Raw genomic sequence first — 21,379 nt, forward strand, 5'->3', positions numbered from 1 at the left:
GTCGGTGCCGTCGGCAACAATGACGGGATGACCGACACCGCTGCGACTCGTAAGGCGCGCGGTGCGTTCTTCACTCCGGCCCCGATCACCGCGTACCTCGCGCAATGGGCCGTGCGGTCCGCCGATGAGCAGGTCCTGGAGCCTTCGGCCGGTGACGCGGCGTTTCTCGTTGCCGCCACCCGCCGGCTGCAGCAGCTCGGCGTCGACCAGCCCGAGCTCGACGGTATCGAGATCCACCGCTCCAGTGCCACCACCGCGCGTCGCCGGGTCACCGAGGCCGGGGGACGGGCGCACATCAGGACCGCCGACTTCTTCGATGTCGAGCCCCGTGCCGAATACACCGCGGTGATCGGCAATCCGCCCTACATCCGCTACCAGGATTTCCGGGGTGCCACCAGAGCACAGTCGCGGCGAGCAGCGCTCAAGGCCGGGGTGACATTGTCGGGCCTGGCCTCGAGCTGGGCCGCGTTCACCGTGCACGCCGCACTGTTTCTCAAGCCGGGCGGGCGTTTGGCGCTCGTACTGCCGGCCGAACTGCTGAGCGTCAACTATGCGGCGGCCGTGCGGAAGTTCCTTTTCGACCGGTTCGCCAGCGTCGAGTTGGTGATGTTCGACGAGCAGGTGTTCCCCGAGGCCGAGGCCGACGTCGTCCTGCTCCTGGCCGACGGCTACGGCGGCGGGCCGACCGGTCACGCCGTCATTCACCGGGCCCGCAATGCTGACTCCCTGACATCTGAACTGGCGCAACGTCGTTGGTCGCCCCGCGATCCCGCCGACAAATGGGTCAGCGGCCTGATCGGCAACGCACCGGTGGATGCGCTCCACGGTCTGCACGACGGCGGGCAGTTCACACCGCTGGAGACCTGGGGTGACACCACCCTGGGTATGGTCACGGGCAACAACAGCTTCTTCGCGCTGTCCCCAGATCGCGTACGAGAACTGGGGCTGCGGCGCACCGATCTGCTGCCGCTGTCCCCGCCGGGCAGTGCGCACCTTCGCGGCCTGACGCTGACCACCGAGCAGCTGACGAAGCTGGGGGAGGACGGCCGCTCCATTCACCTGTTCCGGCCGGCCGGCACCCCATCAGCACCCGCACAGCGCTACATCGACGCCGGGCACGCCGCCGGGGTGCATCTGGCCTACAAGTGCCGGGTGCGTCAGCCGTGGTATCTGGTGCCGCTGGTACGGCCGGCCGACCTGCTGCTGACGTGTATGAATGCCGACACCCCGCGGTTGGTCAGCAATCGGGCCAAGGCACACCACCTCAACTCGGTGCACGGCGTGTATCTGCAGGACGACGTGCGCTCCGTGGGTCGCGACCTGTTGGGATTGGCCGCGTTGAATTCGGTGACGGTTCTGCACGCCGAGATCGTCGGCCGCTCCTATGGCGGCGGGATTCTCAAGATCGAACCGCGTGAGGCCGACCGCTGGTTGGTTCCGTCACCCGAGCTGGTGGCCGCTCGCGCCGATGAATTGCGAGCCGTACGCCGGCGCGTCGGGGTGCTGTTGGAGCGCGGCCAACTGCTCGAGGCGACCCACATCGTCGATGACGCGTTGAGCCTGGCGCACCACGTCGCCCTGGAACCCGTTCGGACGGCGCGCGATTCGTTGGCGACGCGGCGGACGGTAAGGTCTCGGCGTGCCCGCTGAACCCTCGACCAAGGCCACCGCGTGGGCCATCTTCGACCGCATCGTGGCCGACGCTGCGCCGGAGGGCACGCACACCAATCCCTGGGTACGCACTGCGGGCGAGCTGACGTTCGTTCCCGACTTTCGGGTGTTGCGCAAGCTACTCGGCGTGCCGTTGTATCTCGATGCGCCGTCGACCACCGGGGTTCCGGCACTGGCGTTGGATGTGTGGCTGGCCTACGAGTTGCGGCGGGCCGGTTTCGACCCGGACGCGGTCTGGCCGCGAGCCACCGATCCGCGCATCATGCCCAGCGCCATCGCCAACCTTCTCGAGGCGCTGCCACAGAAGGAACGCCAGTTGATCGAGCAACGGCTGCGCCGGTCGATGAAAGGCGTTGCCGCGTCAAGTGCCAGCGTGCTGGGCAAGCACTATATGAAGCAGGTCGACGTGGTGATGTCGGACTGGGACACCGGTCCGGAATTGCTCATCAGCACCAAGCGGATGGATTCCAGCTTCGGCAAGAACGCCGCCAACCGGGTCGAGGAAAGCTACGGCGACGCCAAGAACCTGCGGCTGCGTCACCCGATGGCCGCTCTCGGGTTTGTCTACGGCCTGCGTTCGACGATCCTGAGTACCGAACCGGACAAGGCCGAATGGCTCATCGACCTGCTGGGCAAGCTCGGCACCGAGGACGACGCCTATCACGCCGTGGCCCTGGTGATGATCGACTACGACCTCGACGGCCCCGCCGAAGCGGCGGATGAAGAGGTGGACAGCATCGAAAAGGCCGAGCCCGACGCTCTTTTCGAGATCGTGGATGTCGCCACCGCTGCTGTCGACGAAGCGATGGCCGCGCTACCCGACATCGCCATCCGCCATGACACGGTGCCGCCGCAGTTGCAGCCGTCGCGCTTTCTGGCGACGATGGTCAACCGCGTCATCGACACCACGCCGGTGACCCGGCACCGTGAGGCCCGCCGGCGTCGCAACACCCCGGCCGAAGCCTGAGCGACGACTACAAGACCCGCGAGCTGGCCTTGGCCCGCGCGCTCCACCGCCCGTCGTGATAGCCCACCACCACGGGATGGTCGAACGCCTCACTGACGTGGTCGGTGGTGACGACATCGCGGGCCGGTCCGCTGGCCACGGTGCGGCCGTGGGCGATCAACAGCGCGTGCGTGGTGGTCGTGGGCAGCTCCTCGAGGTGATGGGTGACCAGGATCGACGCCATGTCGGGGTGCGAGTCATCCAGGGTGTCAAGGGTTTCCAGCAGTTGCTCACGGGCCGCAACGTCGAGGCCGGTGGTCGGCTCGTCCAGCAAGAGCAGTTCCGGGTCGGCGATCAACGCCCGCGCGATCAGGGTGCGGCCGCGTTCGCCCTGGGACAGCGTCGGCCAGATCGCGTCGGCCCGCGCGGACAGGCCCACGGTGTCGATCAGGTCGTGGGCTCGGCGCACCTGCTCGACCGTCGGCGTCCAGTGCGCCGCGATGTCGATGGTGGCGGTGATCCCGGTGAGCACCACCTCGCGGACGGTGAGCGGGTACTGCAGCCGGTGCCGGGGATTCACGTGCCCGATCGAGCGGCGCAGCACCGCCAGATCGGTGCGACCCATCTGGCCGCCGAGCACGTGCACGGTACCCGACGTCGGAAACGTCACCGCTGCACAGAAACCCAGCAGCGTGCTCTTGCCGGCGCCGTTGGGGCCAAGCAGGGCCCAGTGCTCACCGGACTGCACCGTCAGCGAGATGCCGTCGATGATCTGTTTGCCGTCGCGGCGGAAGGTCACATCGGCGATGTCGAGGACCGGGGTCATGCGAAAGACTCCTTCAACGAGCTCAGATGGGTTCTGCTGGCCGCCGCGGCGGCCTCGGGATCGCGGTCGACGATCGCCTCGGCCAACCGCTGATGGAGCTCGTGATCGCACGGCTCGGAGGCAATCGGCCGGATCTTGAGCATGTCGATCATCGCCAGCCGCAGCCGCGGCAGGAACGCGTCGAACAGCTGGATCAGTACCTCGTTATGGGCGGCGGCGATCACTGTGCGGTGAAACGCCATGTCCGCATCCACATGATCGGGGACCGATTGACCCACCACACCGCGGGCGGCCAGCGTGCGGCGGATCGCGCGCAGATCGGCGGGCGTGCGGCGAATCGAGGCCAACGCGGCAGCCTCGGCCTCGATGGCGATGCGGGCTTCGATCACCGAGACGATGGTCGCCCGGCGCAGCACAGTGTCCCAGTCTTCGGCGGCATCCAGCGCCGTCACGAACACCCCGGCGCCCTGGCGACTTTCGAGCACGCCTTTGCCGGACAGTTCACGGATGGCTTCGCGCAAGGTGGAACGGCCGACGCCGAGCTGCGCGGCCAGGGTCGTCTCGCCGGGAAGCCGATGGCCCAGCGGCCATTCGCCCTGTCGAATTCGGGCCAGCAGAAGCTGGGCCGTCTGGGCGGCCAGCGGGTGACGCTGAACTTGCGAGGTCATCGAAACCTGTCTACTTGTCTGAGGAGTTGTGTACAGTCTAACCACCATGACGCGCGTCCTCCTGCTTAGCCGCCGCGGCGGGGCCTGAATCGACCGGCCCCCTGCCGTGGGGCTGTGTCGCGCCGGTCGAACTCCAATCCGACCGAAGGCACCCTCACATGAGCACTTCTGCATTTCCCACCATCAGCACCCCGGCGGGGGACATCCCGGCCACCGCACCGACGTGGAACCGGCAGCGGCATTCGCAAATGCCGTCGCACCGCTACACCAGCGTCTACGAGCGCGTCGAAGTTCCACTGATTCAACGTCATTGGCCCACCGCCCGGATCGAAGCCGCACCCCTGTGGGTGCCGGTGGACCTGCGCGACGGCAACCAGGCGCTGGCCGAGCCGATGGACCCCGCCCGCAAGCGCCGGTTCTTCGAGCTGCTGGTGGCCATGGGCTACAAGGAGATCGAGGTGGGCTACCCGTCCGCCTCGCAGACCGATTTCGATTTCGTGCGCCTGCTGGCCGAGTCCGACATCGCCCCGCCGGACGTCACCATCGTGGTGTTCGTCCCGGCGCGCCGCGACCTGATCGAACGGACCGTGGACTCGGTACGCGGCATCGGCAACGACGTCGTCATCCACATGTACACCGCCACCGCACCGACGTGGCGCGATGTCGTGCTGGGCAAGACCAGAGGCGAGCTGAGCCAGCTTATCTATGCCGGTGCCCATGACGTCCTCGAATTCACCGACGGCATGCCCAACGTTCGATTCGAGTTCTCCCCGGAGGTGTTCAACCTCACCGAACCCGACTACGTGCTGGACATCTGCGACGCGGTGACCGAACTGTGGCAGGCCAGCCCCGACCACCCCGTCATCCTGAACTTGCCGGCCACGGTCGAGATCGCCACCCCCAACGTCTACGCCGACCAGATCGAATACATGCATCGCAACGTGGCTCGACGCGACAGCGTCATCCTGTCGGTGCATCCGCACAACGACCGGGGCACCGGCGTCGCCTGCGCAGAACTCGCGGTGCTGGCCGGTGCGCAGCGGGTGGAGGGGTGCGTGTTCGGCAACGGCGAACGCACCGGCAACGTCGACATCGCCACCCTGGCGCTGAATCTGCATGCCCAGGGCGTGGATCCGATGATCGACTTCTCCGACATCGACGAGATCGCACGAACCGTGAGCTATTGCACCCGCATGCCGATCCACGAACGGCACCCGTATGTCGGGGACATGGTGCACACGGCGTTCTCCGGAACACACCAGGATGCGATCAAGAAGGGCTTCGCCGAACATCGAGCAAGGGCCGTCGCCACCGGTCAACCGGAGAACGAAATAGATTGGCGGGTACCGTATCTGCCGATCGATCCGGCCGACATCGGCCGCACCTATGACGCGGTGATCCGGGTGAATTCCCAATCGGGCAAGGGTGGCATCGCCTATCTGCTGGCCACCGAGTACGGGCTGGACCTGCCGCGTCGGCTCCAGATCGATTTCGCCCGTCACGTCCAGGCCCACACGGATGGAAGCGGTGCGGAGGTGACCGCCGCAGAACTGTTCGACCTGTTCGAGTCGGCCTACCTGGATCCGTCGGGCCCGGTGCAACTCAAGGACTGGCACACCGGTGGTGACGGCGCGGCGGCGGTGACCGACCTGACCCTGGTCTGCGACGGTCGCACCACCACCAGCAGCTACCGCGGCATCGGTCCGGTCGACGCGCTGTGCGCGGCACTGGCCGAGATCGGCCATCCGGTGCAGGTGTTGAGCCTGACCCAACAATCCGTCGGCAGCACTGCCGTCAGCTATCTGGAGTATCGATCGGAAGATCGCACCGGATGGGCGTGCGGTCGCAGCGATTCGGTACTCGCGGCGTCGATGGCGGCGGTCCTGCGGGCGGTCAACGCGCCTTGAGCGCTTCCAGCGCCTTGTCGGCGTGGGTGTCCATGCTGATCTCGCTGGAGATCACCGCCAGGACCGTGCGGTCGGTGTCGATGACGAACGTGGTCCGCTTGACCGGCATGAGCTTGCCGAGCAGGCCACGCTTGACGCCGAACTGGGCGGCCACCGTGCCCTCGGCATCCGAGAGCAACGGATAGTCGAAGTTCTGGATGTCGGCGAATTTCGCCTGCTTGGCGACCGGGTCGGTGCTGATGCCGACCCGGTTCGCACCGGCCGCGGCGAACTCGCCGGCCAGATCGCGGAAGTGACAGGCCTCCTTGGTGCATCCGGGAGTCATGGCCGCCGGATAGAAGAACAGCACGACCGGTCCGTCGGCCAGCAGGGTCGTCAGGCTGCGGATCGTGCCGGTCTGGTCCGGGAGTTCGAACTCGGGAGCGGTGTCACCCGTCCTGATCTGTGTCATGGTCGCTCACGCTACGCCGTCTGCATGCCAGTGTTGCTCGGTCCATCTGGGAGGATTGGTCTGTGCAAACCACCCCCGACAGCCTCACCCGCACCACGTCACGGGAGGATTTCCGGGCGCTGGCCGCCGGGCATCGCGTGGTCCCGGTGACCCGCAAGGTGCTGGCCGACAGTGAGACACCGCTGTCGGCGTATCGCAAGCTTGCCGCCAACCGCCCGGGCACGTTCCTGCTGGAATCGGCCGAGAACGGCCGGTCGTGGTCGCGGTGGTCGTTCATCGGTGCCGGCTCGCCCTCGGCGCTCACGGTGCGTGGCGACGAAGCCGTGTGGCTGGGTACCGCCCCCAAAGACGCGCCCAGCGGAGGGGAGCCGTTGGCCGCCTTGCGAGCCACCCTGGAGCTGCTGCAGACCGAGGCGGTGCCAGACCTGCCGCCGCTGTCCTCCGGTTTGGTCGGGTACTTCGCCTACGACATGGTGCGTCGGCTGGAACGGCTGCCGGAGTTGGCGGTCGACGATCTTGGCCTGCCGGACATGGTGCTGCTGTTGGCCACCGACATTGCCGCGGTCGACCACCACGAGGGCACCATCACCCTGATCGCCAACGCGGTGAACTGGAACGGAACCGACGAACGCGTCGACGAGGCCTATGAGGATGCGGTGCGACGCCTCGATGTGATGACCGCAGCGCTGGGGCAGCCGCTGCCGTCGGCAGTGGCGACGTTCAGCCGGCCGGCCCCCGAGCATCGGGCCCAGCGCACCGTCGAGGAGTACACCGCAATCGTCGAAAAGCTGGTCGGCGATATCGAAGCAGGCGAGGCCTTCCAGGTGGTGCCGTCACAGCGGTTCGAGATGGATACCGCTGCTGATCCGCTGGACGTGTACCGCATGCTGCGGGTGACCAACCCCAGCCCGTACATGTACCTGCTCAACGTCCCCGACGCCGAGGGCGGGCTGGATTTCTCGGTGGTCGGCTCCAGTCCCGAGGCGTTGGTCACGGTGAAAGACGGTCGGGCGACCACCCACCCGATTGCCGGGACCCGCTGGCGCGGTGCCACCGAGGAAGAAGACGTGCTGCTCGAAAAGGAGCTGCTGGCCGACGACAAGGAACGCGCCGAGCATCTGATGCTGGTCGACCTGGGGCGCAACGATCTGGGCCGGGTATGCCGCCCGGGCACCGTCCGCGTCGAGGACTACAGCCACATCGAGCGGTACAGCCACGTGATGCACCTGGTGTCGACCGTGACCGGTGAGCTCGCCGCGGACAAGACCGCCTTGGACGCGGTTACCGCCTGCTTCCCGGCGGGCACCCTGTCCGGGGCGCCCAAGGTACGGGCGATGGAGCTGATCGAGGAGGTCGAGAAGACTCGACGCGGCCTCTACGGCGGAGTGCTCGGCTACCTCGATTTCGCCGGCAACGCGGACTTCGCCATCGCCATCCGCACCGCGCTGATGCGCAACGGCACGGCCTACGTACAGGCCGGCGGGGGAGTCGTGGCCGACTCCAATGGTCCCTACGAGTACAACGAGTCGGCGAACAAGGCCAAAGCCGTGCTCAACGCCATTGCTGCCGCCGACACATTGGCCGAACCGTGACGCGGGCGGCGCAGGGACTCTTCGTCGTGTCAGCCGTGGTGCTGTGGGTGGCGTCTCGGATGACCTGGGTCGAAGTGCGCTCGTTTGACGGCCTCGGCCAACCCAAAACGTCCACGCTGACGGGCGCGTCGTGGTCGACGGCGCTGATTCCGCTGGCGTTGCTGGTGCTGGCGGCAGCCGTCGCCGCGCTGGCCGTGCGCGGCTGGCCCCTGCGGTTGCTGGCCCTGCTGATCGCCGTGGCCAGTGCCGGCATGGGGTACCTGGCAATCAGCTTGTGGGTGGTCAAAGATGTCGCGGTTCGAGCCGCTGACCTGGCCTTCGTCCCGGTCGCTGAGCTCACCGGGACAACCCGTTCCTATGGCGGCGCGGTGCTGACCCTGGTCGCCGCGGTGTGCGCGCTGGCAGGTGCGGTGTTGCTGATGCGGTCCGCCAACAGCGCCAAGCGTGGGGTTGCGGGGCGCTACGCCACGCCGGCCGCACGGCGCGATGCGGTCAAGCGCGATGACAGTGACGAGCCGATGTCGGAGCGAATGCTGTGGGACGCGCTCGACGAAGGACAAGATCCGACCGGCGACGGCAGCGATTCGAGACAATAAGGGCCGGTGAAAGCTGAAGGAGTGGCGACGGCTACCCTTCGAGGGAGGGCAACCGGGACCGGCCCGGAGGCACCAGAAAGGAACCGACGGGCGATGAGTTCGGCCACAGTGCTCGACTCCATCATCGAGGGAGTCCGCGCCGACGTAGCCGCCCGCGAGGCCGTGATCAGCCTGGCTGACATCAAGGCGCGGGCCCAGGACGCACCCCCTCCGCTCAACGTGATGGCGGCGTTGCGGGAACCGGGAATTGCCGTCATCGCAGAGGTGAAGCGGGCCAGCCCGTCGCGGGGTGAATTGGCCAATATCGCCGACCCGGCCGAGTTGGCACAGGCGTACGAGGCCGGCGGCGCGCGGGTGATCAGCGTGCTCACCGAGCAGCGCAGGTTCAACGGCTCCCTGGCCGACCTGGACGCGGTGCGGGCCGCGGTGTCAATTCCGGTGCTGCGCAAGGACTTTATCGTCAAGCCCTACCAGATCCACGAGGCGCGAGCGCACGGCGCCGACATGTTGTTGCTGATTGTGGCCGCGTTGGAGCAATCGGTGCTCGAATCACTGCTGGAGCGCACGGAATCCCTTGGCATGACGGCACTTGTTGAGGTGCACACCGAGGAGGAGGCCGACCGCGCGCTGAGCGCCGGGGCCACCGTGATCGGCGTCAATGCCCGCGACCTCAAGACGCTGAACGTCGACCGCAACTGCTTCGGCCGTATCGCTCCTGGCTTGCCGAGCAATGTCATCCGGGTCGCGGAGTCCGGCGTCCGTGGAACCGCTGATCTGCTGGCGTACGCCGGCGCGGGTGCTGATGCTGTGTTGGTCGGTGAGGGGCTGGTCACCAGCGGCGATCCCCGCACCGCGGTCGCCGACCTGGTTACCGCCGGCACACACCCGTCCTGCCCGAAACCGGCTCGCTGAACCAGACAGTGAGCCGCTTGCACGAAAAGGCATTTTGATGGCGGATCTCTCGGGGCCTGAGTTGCCCCGGTCCAGCGCAGGCGTTGCCGAGCCCACCGTTCACGATCCCGACGCTCGGGGTCACTTCGGTGCCTACGGTGGCCGATTGGTTCCCGAGGCGCTGATGGCGGTGATCGAGGAAGTCACTGCGGCATACGAGAAGTCCCGTGGTGATCAGACGTTCCTCGATGAGCTCGACCGGTTGCAGCGGCACTACAGCGGCAGGCCCTCTCCGCTGTACGAGGCGACCCGGCTGTCCGAGCATGCCGGCGGCGCGCGGCTTTTCCTCAAACGGGAAGACCTGAACCACACCGGTTCGCACAAGATCAACAACGTCCTCGGGCAGGCCCTGCTGGCCCGCCAGATGGGTAAAACCCGCGTCATCGCCGAGACCGGCGCCGGTCAGCACGGCGTGGCCACCGCGACCGCGTGTGCGCTGCTCGGCCTCGAATGCATCATCTACATGGGCGCCGTGGACACCGCCCGCCAGGCGCTCAACGTCGCGCGGATGCGGTTGCTCGGGTCCACGGTGGTCTCGGTCGAAGCCGGGTCCAAGACGCTCAAGGACGCGATCAACGAGGCGTTCCGCGACTGGGTCACCAACGCCGACAACACCTATTACTGCTTCGGGACGGCGGCGGGCCCGCATCCGTTCCCCCTCATGGTGCGCGATTTCCAGCGCATCATCGGCATGGAGGCACGGGCACAGGTTCTCGACCAGGCCGGCCGGCTCCCGGACGCGGTGACCGCATGTGTCGGTGGCGGCTCGAATGCCATCGGCGTCTTCCACGCCTTCATCGACGATCCCGCGGTGCGGTTGGTCGGTTTCGAGGCCGCAGGTGACGGTGTCGAGACCGGGCGCCACGCCGCAACCTTCGCCGGTGGCTCGCCGGGTGCCTTCCAGGGATCGTTCTCCTATCTGCTGCAGGACGAGGACGGTCAGACGATCGAATCGCATTCCATCTCAGCAGGATTGGACTACCCGGGTGTCGGCCCGGAACATGCCTTCCTCAAGGACACCGGCCGCGCGGAGTACCGCCCGGTCACCGACACCGAGGCCATGGACGCCTTCTCCCTGCTGTGTCGCTGCGAGGGAATCATTCCGGCGATCGAATCGGCCCACGCGGTGGCCGGAGCACTCAAACTCGGCAAAGAACTCGGCAGCGGCTCGATCATCGTGGTCAACTTGTCCGGACGCGGTGACAAAGACGTCGCGACGGCGGCCAAGTGGTTCGGACTGCTCGACGAGGGGAGCGCCGAATGAGCCGGCTTGCAGAGTTGTTCGACGGCTGCCGGGCCGAAGGCCGCGCCGCACTGATCGGCTACTTGCCGACGGGTTTTCCCGATGTGCAGACGTCGATCGCCGCGATGACGGCAATGGTCGAATCCGGTTGCGACCTGGTGGAAGTCGGCGTGCCGTACTCGGACCCCGGGATGGACGGACCGACCATCGCCGCTGCCGCTGAGGCTGCGCTGGCCGGCGGGGTACGGGTGCGTGACACCCTGACCGCGGTCGAGGCGATCAGCAATGCCGGCGGTCGCGCGGTGGTGATGACCTACTGGAACCCGGTGTTGCGCAAGGGTGTTGACGCATTCGCCCGCGATCTGGCCTCGGCCGGTGGCTACGGTTTGATCACACCCGATCTGATCCCCGAGGAGGCCGACGATTGGATCGCGGCGTCCGAGGCTCACGGCCTCGACCGGATCTTCCTCGTCGCCCCGTCCTCGACGCCGGAGCGGCTCGCGGCCACGGTGAAGGCGTCGCGCGGTTTCATCTACGCCGCCTCCACCATGGGCGTGACCGGGGCCCGTGACGTTGTCTCGAACGCGGCGCCAGAACTGGTGCGCCGCGTCAAAGAAGTGTCCGACATCCCGGTCGGGGTTGGACTCGGTGTGCGGTCGGGACAGCAGGCAGCCGAGATCGGTGCATACGCCGACGGCGTGATCGTCGGGTCGGCTCTGGTGTCGGCCCTCAGCGACGGACTGGATGCGGTGCGTCGCCTCACCGAGGAACTGGCCAACGGCGTTAGGCAGAGGATCTCAGCTTGACCACTACCGTGCTCGCGTATTTGCCCAGCCCGTCACAGGGCGTCTGGCATCTGGGCCCGGTGCCGATCCGCGCATACGCGCTGTGCATCATCGTCGGCATCGTCGCCGCGCTGATCATCGGCGACCGACGTTGGCAAGCGCGGGGCGGTGAAGCCGGCGTCATCTATGACATCGCCTTGTGGGCGGTGCCTTTCGGACTCGTCGGCGGCCGGCTCTATCACGTCCTGACGGACTGGCCGACCTACTTCGGTCCCGGCGGCAAGGGACTCGGCGCGGCATTCCAGGTATGGGAAGGCGGTTTGGGTATCTGGGGCGCCGTCGCGTTGGGCGGTGTCGGAGCCTGGATCGGCTGCCGAACCCGCGGTATCCCGCTGCCTGCCTTCGGCGATGCGATTGCACCTGGTATCATCCTGGCCCAGGCCATCGGCCGGCTCGGCAACTACTTCAACCAGGAGCTCTACGGCGGAGACACCACGCTGCCGTGGGGCCTGGAGATCTATCAGCGCGTCAATGCAGCCGGCAACGTCGACTATCTCAACGGGGTTTCCACCGGTGAGGTGCTGCGGGTGGTCCATCCCACATTCCTTTACGAATTGCTGTGGAACCTCCTGGTTTTCGCTCTGCTGATCTGGGCTGACCGTAGGTTCAATCTCGGCCACGGACGGCTGTTCGCGCTCTACGTGGCCGGCTACTGTGCGGGCCGTTTCCTCGTCGAACTGATGCGCAGTGACCCGGCCACCGAATTCGCCGGGATCCGGGTCAATACCTTCACCTCGACGTTCGTTTTCATCGGCGCAATCATCTACATCATGCTTGCCACCAAGGGTCGGGAAGACCCGGCGACCTTGGCGGGTAAGCGTGATGAAGACGAAGAGGCCGAAGCGGCGGTGGATGAGCTCGGCAAGGAGCTCGTTGCCGCGGCGGCCACCACAGGTGTCGTGGCCGCTGCGACGGTCGCCGGCCAGGACGATGACGACGAGAACGCCGAGGATGCCGACCACATGCATCCTGACGAGGTCGGTGCCAGTGAAGACGACGGGGCCGAAGCCGCCGCCGCGATCGAACTGAAGGCGATCTCGACCGAGCCCGACGAGGACGAGTCCGCAGAGCCTGCTGATGAGGCCGGCGAGCCCGGAACTGAAGCCGAAGCCGGCGACGAGTCAGACGAGGCAGAGGAAGAAGCCGCAGAGGCCGTCGAAGACGAGACCGCTGAGGAACAGCCCGCCCCGAAGGACGGGGAGCCCGACGATCAGGACGGCGTCGATGAGCCCGCTGACGAAGCGGTCGAGGCCGAGGCCGAAGCCGTCGGCGAATCGGACGAGCCGGCCGCTGCTGGCCAGGACGCGGTCGACGAAGGTGCTGACGAGTCGGCTGACGCCGAAGCCGTCGGCGAATCGGACGAGGCAGAGGACGAAGCAGTCGAGCCGGAGGCTGAGTCTGTAGACGCCGCTGAGGAACAGGCCGCCGAGACCGGGGAGCCCGACGAGCCGGCCGCTGCTGGGGAGGACGCGGTCGACGAAGGTGCTGACGAGTCGGCTGACGCCGAAGCCGGCGACGAGTCAGACGAGGCAGAGGACGAAGCCGCAGAGGCCGTCGAAGAACAGAACGCCGATGAGGGCGGAGAGCCCGCTGACGAAGCGGGCGAGCCCGAAGCCGAGGCCGACGCGGAAGCTGAGACCACGTCCGCTGCCGATGCAGGTGCCGACGGGTCGGCTGAAACGGACACCGAGGACAAGTCAGACACGTCAGAGGCTGACCCCGCGGAGAACGTTGAAGTGCCCTCCGAGGATGAATCGGTCGAGGCAGAAGCCGATTCCGTCGAGGACGTAGAAGCTGGGGACCAGACAGTAATCGACGACGCTGCTGACGAGTCTGTTGCCGATGATGACGCGAATGTCATCGAGCCTGCCGTAGCAACGGACAACGACGACGAAGCCGAGCAGCCGACCGCCCAGGACACCACCGACGGGGACTCTGCTGCCCCCGAGTCGGTCGGTGAGTCGGACGATGTTGGCGGCGCTGAGGCGGCGGAGGACGAAAATCCCGCCGAAGCCGAGTCGGAATCTGATGCTGCCAGTGCCCCGTCGACGTCGACGCAAGCGCTCGATCAGCTTTCCGGTGCGGAGCGGAAAGGCCGTCTTCGTCGCTGGTTGCGTCGGAACCGCTGAGCGGATCCCAAAGCAGCGTTTCCCGCCCGCGCGCGTGGCGTCAGAACACCTGCCGACTTGCCCGACTACAAGCGACTTTTCAGCGACAATCGCCGCATAGGCACCAGAGGCATCGTTGGTCACACGTCCAATGAATACTTGCGCCTCTCAAGCCTCATCAAGCTCACGTGTCACGAAAACTGACTTGTCCAGCTGCCAGCGACGGTGTCGCTAGCATGCGGGCAATGGACAGATGATGTCCATGAGGCACGTGGTGTAGGAGTGTCAAAATCGCCGAGCGACAATGGGTTAGATGAGGCGCATTGCCACTGGTGTGGCGTTTGTCGCTGAGAAGTCGCTGATAGGCGGGCACATCGGCTACTGCCCCGAAATTTGTGACTGATGTGACCTGAATGAGTCGGTACGGCGCCAGGAGTCCTTTACGGCTCAGCCCCGACGCGCTCATCACACCGAATCGCGCGCACAACGGATCGGGCCAACGCGGCGTCCCCACACGTGAGACCCGCCCGAAGCTGGACGCAAGACGCCGGCTTCGCAGCTTTATTCCGTCGTCGGTCAGAATCGGGTCTCTGGCATCCTGGCTGTATGACTGATCCGTCCGAGTCCACGAACTCGTCGGACACCCCGTCGTCGGCAGATTTTCCGCCACCGCCGGGATATCCGTCGCCGCCCGGTTTCCCGCCGCCCGGGTATCCGCCATATGCGCCCGCCTACGGGGATCCGAGCGCGCCGTACGGTCGTCACCCGATCACCGGCGAGCCGTTCTCCGACAAGTCCAAGGTGATTGCCGGCTTGTTGCAGTTGCTCGGTCTGTTCGGTCTGGTCGGCATCGGACGCATCTACATCGGCCAGACCGGGTTCGGTGTCGCCCAGTTGATCGTGGGGCTGGTCACCTGCGGCATCGGTGCGTTCATCTGGGGAATCATCGATGCCGTCCTGATTCTGACCGACAAGGTGCGCGATCCACTCGGGCGTCCGTTGCGCGATGGAACCTAGCCGTCCTAGCGGAACGGCCGGCCGGTACGGGCTGTGGGCCGGAGGTGCATTGGGCGTCGGTGCACTGACCTACATCGGTATCGCCGACCCGCATCGTCCCGGATTTCTGTTTCCCGGTTGCGTGTTCAAAGCGCTCACCGGCTGGGATTGTCCGGCTTGTGGTGGCCTGCGGATGACGCATGACGTATTGCACGGCGACCTTGGTGCGGCCGTCGTCGACAACGTGTTCGCATTGGTCGGTCTGCCCATGCTGGCGGTGTGGCTGTTGGTGCGATGGCGGCGGGGGGAAACCCTCTTTCCGGTGCCGGCGGTCGTGACGATCGCGGTGGCGCTGCTGGCCTGGACCGTGGTGCGAAACCTGCCGAGCTTCCCGTTGGTGCCGACGTTGAGCACTCCGTAGTAGCCGACCTGCGCTGATACACTGAAAATTCGGGCCGGTGCAGTCCCGGGACCAGGATGTTCCGGACGTGCGGAGGTGCGATCCAATGCTGTTTTCGGCATTGCCAGATGCGCAGGGGCTCTATAACCCCGCCAATGAGGCCGATTCTTGCGGTGTGGCCATGATCACCGATATTCAAGGTCGCCGTTCCCATGCCATCGTGACCGATGGACTGACCGCCCTCGCGCATCTCGATCACCGCGGCGCCGCCGGGGCCGAACCGAACAGTGGTGACGGCGCCGGCATCTTGCTGCAGCTGCCTGTCGGACTGTTGCGGGAGGTGGTCGATTTTGCGTTGCCTGAGCCGGCCGTCGATGGCAGCAACACCTTCGCCGCGGGTATCTGCTTCCTGCCGCAGGATGAGGACGCACGCCGTGCTGCCTATGCGCGAATTGAGCAGTTGGCCACCGAGGAAGGCCTCGAGGTGCTGGGCTGGCGCACGGTCCCTGTCGACGCGGACGGCGCCCAGGTCGGTCTGACTGCGCTGGGTTGTATGCCGCACATGGCGCAGCTGTTCGTCACGTCGCCGGAAGTCGAGGGCGTCCGAAGGAGCGGCATCGAACTCGACCGCTTGGTCTACTCGCTTCGCAAGCGGGGCGAGCAGGCCACGGGGCCGGACGCGGTCTACTTCGCCTCGTTGTCCAGCCGGACCATCGTGTACAAGGGCATGCTCACGACAATGCAGCTGCCGCAGTACTTTCCGGATCTGCGCGACGAGCGTTGTATGAGTGCCATTGCGATCGTTCACAGTCGGTTTTCCACCAACACTTTCCCGTCCTGGCCGTTGGCGCACCCGTTCCGGTTCGTCGCCCACAACGGAGAGATCAACACGGTCCGTGGCAACCGCAACCGAATGCATGCCCGCGAAGCGTTGCTTGCCAGCGCTCAGATCCCCGGTGATCTGAGCCGGTTGTCACCGATCTGCACCCCGGGGGCCTCTGACTCCGCGTCGTTCGACGAGGTGCTCGAGCTTCTGCACCTTGGCGGGCGCAGCCTGCCCCACGCTGTGCTGATGATGATCCCCGAGGCTTGGGAGAACGCCACCACCATGGACGCGGCCGAGCGCGCGTTCTGGAAATTCCACGCCTCGTTGATGGAACCGTGGGACGGACCCGCCTGCGTGACCTTCACGGACGGCACCGTGGTCGGTGCGGTATTGGACCGCAACGGTTTACGGCCGGGCCGGTGGTGGCGCACGGTTGATGACCGCATCATCCTGGCCAGTGAGAGCGGTGTACTCGACGTGCCATCCGGCGACATCGTCGCCAAGGGGCGGCTGCAGCCCGGCAAGATGTTCCTGGTCGATACCGCCGCCGGCCGCATCGTCGGAGATGACGAGATCAAGGAACAATTGGCCGCGGCCGAACCCTACGGCGAGTGGCTGCACGCCGGCCTGCTGGATCTCGGCACGCTGCCCGAGCGGACCCGGTTCCAGCCGAACCACGACTCGGTGGTGCGTCGCCAGATCGCCTTCGGTTACACCGAAGAGGAACTGCGAATCCTGCTGACACCGATGGCCGCCTCGGGCGCCGAGCCGCTCGGTTCGATGGGTACCGATACTCCGGCGGCGGTGCTGTCCAAACGTTCGCGGTTGCTCTACGACTACTTCGTCGAACTGTTCGCCCAGGTGACCAACCCGCCGCTGGACGCCATCCGCGAGGAGGTGGTGACCTCCATGGCCCGGGTGATGGGCCCCGAGGAAAACCTGCTGGAACCCACGGCTGCGTCGTGTCGCCAGATCGTGCTTCGCCGACCGGTTCTCGACAACGACGAATTGGGCAAGATTGTCCACATCAATGACGACGGCGAGCATCCGGGGCTGCGGACCACCGTGCTGCGGGCCCTCTACGATGTCGAGCGCGGTGGGGAAGGGCTGGCCGAAGCGGTTGACGATCTACGGCTGCGTGCCACCGAGGCGATCGCCAAAGGTGCCCGAACACTGGTGATCTCGGACCGGGACTCCGACCACACCCGAGCGCCGATCCCGTCGCTGCTGGCCGTGTCGGCGGTGCACCACCATCTGGTTCGGACCAAGGAGCGCACAAAGGTCGCGCTGGTGGCCGAAAGCGGTGATGCCCGCGAGGTCCATCACATCGCGATGCTCATCGGCTTCGGTGCCGCCGCGGTCAACCCGTACCTGGCGTTCGAGTCCATCGAGGATCTGATCCGCGAGGGCGAACTCACCGGAATCGAAACCGCCACCGCGGTACGCAATTACGTGAACGCCCTCGGCAAGGGGGTGGTCAAGGTGATGAGCAAGATGGGTATCTCCACGGTCGCGTCCTACACCGCTGCACAGGCGTTCGAGGCCATCGGCCTGAGCCATGACGTGATCGACGAATATTTCGCGGGCACCACCAGCCAACTCGGTGGCGTCGGGCTGGACACGCTGGCCGAAGAGGTCAAGATGCGGCATCGGCGGGCCTACCCCGAGAACCCCACCGAGCGGGTACACCGCCGTTTGGAGGTCGGTGGCGAGTACGCGTTCCGGAGGGAAGGCGAACTGCACCTATTCACCCCGGAAGTGGTGTTCCTGCTTCAGCATTCGACGCGCACCGGGCGACGCGACATCTTCGCCAAATACTCCGAGGAGGTCGACAGGCTGTCCCGGGAAGGTGGCGCGCTGCGTGGCCTCTTCGAGTTCAAGAAAGGCCTGCGGCCTCCGGTACCGCTGGAGGAGGTCGAACCCGTCGAGGCCATCGTGTCCCGCTTCAACACCGGGGCGATGAGCTATGGCTCCATCTCGGCGGAGGCACACGAGACCATGGCCATCGCCATGAACAACCTCGGCGGCCGGTCCAACAGCGGCGAAGGGGGAGAGGACACCGACCGGCTCTACGACCCGCGTCGGCGCAGCGCCGTCAAACAGGTGGCCTCAGGCCGCTTCGGCGTCACGAGCGACTACCTCGTCAACGCAACCGATATCCAGATCAAGATGGCGCAAGGAGCCAAACCTGGTGAGGGCGGGCAGCTTCCGGGCTACAAGGTGTATCCGAACATCGCCAAAACCCGGCACTCCACCCCCGGGGTGGGCCTGATCTCACCGCCCCCGCATCACGACATCTACTCGATCGAGGATCTCGCTCAGCTGATCCACGATCTGAAGAACGCCAACGCCGACGCCCGCATCCACGTCAAGTTGGTCAGCAGCGTCGGGGTCGGCACGGTCGCGGCCGGGGTGTCCAAGGCGCACGCCGACGTGGTGCTGATCTCGGGATACGACGGCGGCACCGGTGCCGCGCCGTTGACCTCACTCAAGCATGCCGGGGCGCCGTGGGAGATCGGCTTGGCCGACACCCAGCAGACGTTGGTGCTCAACGGGTTACGTGACCGGATCACTGTGCAGTGCGACGGCGGCCTGCGCACCGCTCGCGACGTCATGGTGGCCGCGTTGCTCGGTGCCGAGGAGTTCGGTTTCGCCACCGCACCGTTGGTGGTGTCGGGCTGCATCATGATGCGGGTCTGCCACCTCGACACCTGCCCGGTCGGGGTGGCCACCCAGAACCCGGAGTTGCGTGCGCGGTTCAACGGCAAGCCCGAGTTCGTGGAGAATTTCTTCACGTTCATCGCCGAGGACATTCGTCGCCACCTCGCCGAGCTTGGGTTCCGCAGCATCGACGAGGCCGTCGGCCACGCGGAGGTGCTCGACACCGAACCTGGTGTGGCGCACTGGAAGAGCCGCGGTCTGGATCTCAGCCCGCTCTTCGCCGTGATGACCGACGCCCACGGCAACATCACCCAGCGTCGCCGAGTCCGCGACCAGGACCACGGGCTGGATCAGGCCCTGGACCGCACCCTGATCCAACTGGCCGAGGGTGCGCTCGAGGACGCCCATCCGGTTCGCCTGGAGCTGCCAATCCGCAACGTCAACCGCACGGTCGGCACCTTGCTGGGCTCCGAGGTGACCCGGCGCTACGGTGCAGGTGGGTTGCCCGACAACACCATTCACGTCGCACTCACCGGCTCGGCCGGGCAGTCCATCGGCGCCTTCCTGCCGCCCGGTATCACGCTCGATCTGGTCGGTGACGCCAACGACTATGTGGGCAAGGGGCTCTCCGGTGGCCGGGTGATCGTGCGTCCGCCCGATGATGTGCTGTTCCTGCCCGAGGACAACGTCGTCGCCGGTAACACCCTGCTCTACGGCGCCACCTCCGGCGAGGTGTTTCTGCGGGGCCGGGTCGGCGAGCGGTTCTGCGCCCGCAACTCGGGTGCGTTGGCCGTCGTCGAAGGCGTCGGCGATCACGCGTGTGAGTACATGACCGGTGGCCGGGTGGTGATCCTGGGCAAAACCGGTCGCAACCTGGCTGCCGGAATGTCCGGCGGCATCGCCTACGTGCTCGGGCTCGACCCGGCCCGGGTGAACACCGAGATGGTGCAACTGCAGCAGCTCGAAGCCGAGGATCTCACCTGGCTCCACGATGTGGTGTCCCGCCACGCCCGTCACACCGGCAGCACACTGGCGTCGTCCATCCTGGCCGACTGGCCAAGGCGCAGTGCCCAATTCACCAAAGTAATGCCCACCGACTACCAGCGAGTGTTGCAGGCGACCCGGACGGCCAAGGCCGAGGGACGCGATGTGGACAGCGCGATCATGGAGGCCAGCCGTGGCTGATCCGACCGGATTTCTTCGTGTGCCCAAGATCGAGGCGGCCAAGCGGCCGGTCGAGGAACGGGTGGGGGACTGGCGCGAGGTGTACGAGCGTGAAGATCCCAACGAGCGGGCCGGCGAAGTCTCGCAACAGGCACGTCGCTGTATGGACTGCGGTATCCCGTTCTGCCACTCCGGCAAGGCGGGCTGCCCGTTGGGCAACCTGATCCCGGAGTGGAACGATCTCGTGCGACGCGGTCGCTGGGATGCCGCCAGCGATCGACTCCACGCCACCAACAATTTTCCCGAGTTCACCGGACGGCTGTGTCCGGCGCCATGTGAGGCAGCCTGCGTGCTGTCCATCGCCGAGGACCAGACCGGCGGCAGCGTCACGATCAAGCGCATCGAACAGACCATCGCCGACCACGCCTGGTTGAACGGCAGCGTCGAACCGCAGCCGGCGGCGATCTCCACCGGGAAGAGTGTGGCGGTGGTCGGTTCGGGTCCGGCGGGTTTGGCTGCGGCACAACAACTCACCCGGGCCGGCCACGAGGTCACCGTTTACGAACGCGACAACCGCATCGGCGGTCTGCTGCGGTACGGCATCCCCGAGTACAAGCTCGAGAAGTCGGTCCTCAATCAGCGGCTGGCCCAGATGCGGGCCGAGGGCACTCGGTTTGTCACCGAATGCGAGGTGGGGGTCGACCTCACCGTCGAGCAGCTGCGTCAGCGCCACCAGGCGGTGGTTCTCGCCGTCGGTGCCCTGCGCGGACGTGACAACCCGGTGCCCGGGCGGGAACTCGACGGTGTGCATCTGGCCATGGAGCACTTGGTGCCGGCCAACCGGGAGTGCGAGGGCGACGGGATGTCACCGATCTCGGCAGCGGGCAAGCATGTGGTCATCATCGGCGGCGGTGACACCGGTGCCGACTGCTTGGGAACGGCGCACCGTCAGGGCGCGGCCTCGGTGACCCAGCTGGACTACAACGCCGAGCCGCCGGAGACCCGCGATGACACCCTGTCGCCGTGGCCGACGTGGCCGCTGGTGCTGCGTACCTCGCCGGCGCACGCCGAGGGCGGGGCTCGCCGATTCGAGGTGGCCGTGCAACGGTTCATCGGCGACGACAGCGGTCATGTGCACGCCATCGAGATCGCCGAGGTCCGGGTGACCCGCGATGCCCTGGGGCGCCGCGAGATCACCCCGGTGGGCGAATCGCTGCAGATCCCGTGCGACCTGGCTTTGCTGGCCATCGGGTTCGAAGGGGTCGAGCACATGGCGCTGCTCGACGGGCTCAACCTGACGCTGAGCCCCCGTGGCACCGTGTCGTGCGGTTCGGACTGGCAGACCGACGCGCCGGGAGTCTTCGTCTGCGGCGACGCGCACCGTGGCGCCTCGCTGGTGGTGTGGGCCATTGCGGAGGGCCGCAGCGCGGCCCACGCGGTGGACGCTTACCTCATGGGCGAGTCGGATCTGCCCACGCCGGTTCGGCCCAACGCACTGCCTCTGTCAGTCGTCTGAATCGATCAACGA

Annotated in this window: 16 protein-coding genes; 13 read left to right on the top strand and 3 right to left on the bottom strand. The window is 66.6% G+C overall.

Annotated elements, in window-relative coordinates:
* Positions 1-27 precede the first annotated feature (27 nt).
* Positions 28-1,650 (top strand): N-6 DNA methylase, encoded by a 1,623-nt coding sequence (locus A5733_RS17215; protein WP_076241017.1) that lies wholly within the window; start codon positions 28-30, stop codon positions 1,648-1,650.
* On the top strand, positions 1,640-2,638 hold the full coding sequence (locus tag A5733_RS17220) for a hypothetical protein (protein WP_076240979.1): 999 nt from the start codon (positions 1,640-1,642) through the stop codon (positions 2,636-2,638). The genes A5733_RS17215 and A5733_RS17220 overlap by 11 nt, the downstream gene beginning before the upstream one ends.
* 7 nt (positions 2,639-2,645) lie before the next feature.
* On the opposite strand, the gene A5733_RS17225 is transcribed toward A5733_RS17220, so the two are convergent.
* Both A5733_RS17225 and A5733_RS17230 read right to left on the bottom strand, forming a co-directional pair.
* The gene (locus tag A5733_RS17225) at positions 2,646-3,443 is read right to left on the bottom strand and encodes an ABC transporter ATP-binding protein (protein ID WP_076240980.1); all 798 of its coding nucleotides are present in this window, start codon (positions 3,441-3,443) and stop codon (positions 2,646-2,648) included.
* Complete coding sequence (locus A5733_RS17230; protein ID WP_076240981.1) at positions 3,440-4,111, bottom strand: FadR/GntR family transcriptional regulator; 672 nt, start codon at positions 4,109-4,111, stop codon at positions 3,440-3,442. The genes A5733_RS17225 and A5733_RS17230 overlap by 4 nt, the downstream gene beginning before the upstream one ends.
* A 158-nt stretch (positions 4,112-4,269) precedes the next feature.
* Between A5733_RS17230 and A5733_RS17235 the strand changes: the two genes are divergently transcribed.
* Positions 4,270-6,018 (top strand): 2-isopropylmalate synthase, encoded by a 1,749-nt coding sequence (locus A5733_RS17235; RefSeq protein WP_083666258.1) that lies wholly within the window; start codon positions 4,270-4,272, stop codon positions 6,016-6,018.
* Here the strand turns inward: A5733_RS17235 and A5733_RS17240 are convergent.
* Positions 6,005-6,460, bottom strand: coding sequence for a peroxiredoxin (locus A5733_RS17240; RefSeq protein ID WP_198938841.1), 456 nt, complete (start codon positions 6,458-6,460; stop codon positions 6,005-6,007). The genes A5733_RS17235 and A5733_RS17240 overlap by 14 nt on opposite strands.
* Positions 6,461-6,531: 71 nt before the next feature.
* Between A5733_RS17240 and A5733_RS17245 the strand changes: the two genes are divergently transcribed.
* The 10 genes from A5733_RS17245 to A5733_RS17290 all read left to right on the top strand — a co-directional run bounded on the left by A5733_RS17245 (position 6,532) and on the right by A5733_RS17290 (position 21,367).
* Positions 6,532-8,061, top strand: coding sequence for an anthranilate synthase component I (locus A5733_RS17245; protein WP_067776618.1), 1,530 nt, complete (start codon positions 6,532-6,534; stop codon positions 8,059-8,061).
* A complete protein-coding gene (locus A5733_RS17250) occupies positions 8,058-8,657 on the top strand; it encodes a TIGR02234 family membrane protein (RefSeq protein WP_076240983.1) in 600 nt (199 codons plus the stop codon). The genes A5733_RS17245 and A5733_RS17250 overlap by 4 nt, the downstream gene beginning before the upstream one ends.
* 93 nt (positions 8,658-8,750) lie before the next feature.
* Positions 8,751-9,569 (top strand): indole-3-glycerol phosphate synthase TrpC, encoded by an 819-nt coding sequence (trpC, locus tag A5733_RS17255; protein WP_067776624.1) that lies wholly within the window; start codon positions 8,751-8,753, stop codon positions 9,567-9,569.
* A gap of 37 nt (positions 9,570-9,606) precedes the next feature.
* On the top strand, positions 9,607-10,872 hold the full coding sequence (trpB, locus tag A5733_RS17260; RefSeq protein WP_076240984.1) for a tryptophan synthase subunit beta: 1,266 nt from the start codon (positions 9,607-9,609) through the stop codon (positions 10,870-10,872).
* Positions 10,869-11,657, top strand: coding sequence for a tryptophan synthase subunit alpha (gene trpA / locus A5733_RS17265; protein ID WP_067776630.1), 789 nt, complete (start codon positions 10,869-10,871; stop codon positions 11,655-11,657). The genes trpB and trpA overlap by 4 nt, the downstream gene beginning before the upstream one ends.
* On the top strand, positions 11,654-13,825 hold the full coding sequence (gene lgt, locus A5733_RS17270; RefSeq protein ID WP_076240985.1) for a prolipoprotein diacylglyceryl transferase: 2,172 nt from the start codon (positions 11,654-11,656) through the stop codon (positions 13,823-13,825). The genes trpA and lgt overlap by 4 nt, the downstream gene beginning before the upstream one ends.
* A 585-nt stretch (positions 13,826-14,410) precedes the next feature.
* Positions 14,411-14,821, top strand: coding sequence for an NINE protein (locus tag A5733_RS17275; protein ID WP_067770819.1), 411 nt, complete (start codon positions 14,411-14,413; stop codon positions 14,819-14,821).
* The gene (locus A5733_RS17280) at positions 14,811-15,221 is read left to right on the top strand and encodes a DUF2752 domain-containing protein (RefSeq protein ID WP_076240986.1); all 411 of its coding nucleotides are present in this window, start codon (positions 14,811-14,813) and stop codon (positions 15,219-15,221) included. The genes A5733_RS17275 and A5733_RS17280 overlap by 11 nt, the downstream gene beginning before the upstream one ends.
* Before the next feature lie 85 nt (positions 15,222-15,306).
* Complete coding sequence (gene gltB / locus A5733_RS17285) at positions 15,307-19,872, top strand: glutamate synthase large subunit (RefSeq protein ID WP_076240987.1); 4,566 nt, start codon at positions 15,307-15,309, stop codon at positions 19,870-19,872.
* Positions 19,865-21,367 (top strand): glutamate synthase subunit beta, encoded by a 1,503-nt coding sequence (locus A5733_RS17290; RefSeq protein ID WP_076240988.1) that lies wholly within the window; start codon positions 19,865-19,867, stop codon positions 21,365-21,367. Before gltB ends, A5733_RS17290 begins: the two co-directional genes overlap by 8 nt.
* Positions 21,368-21,379: the final 12 nt, after the last annotated feature.

Source organism: Mycobacterium sp. NS-7484 (assembly GCF_001953975.1).
Taxonomy (GTDB): Bacteria; Actinomycetota; Actinomycetes; order Mycobacteriales; family Mycobacteriaceae; genus Mycobacterium.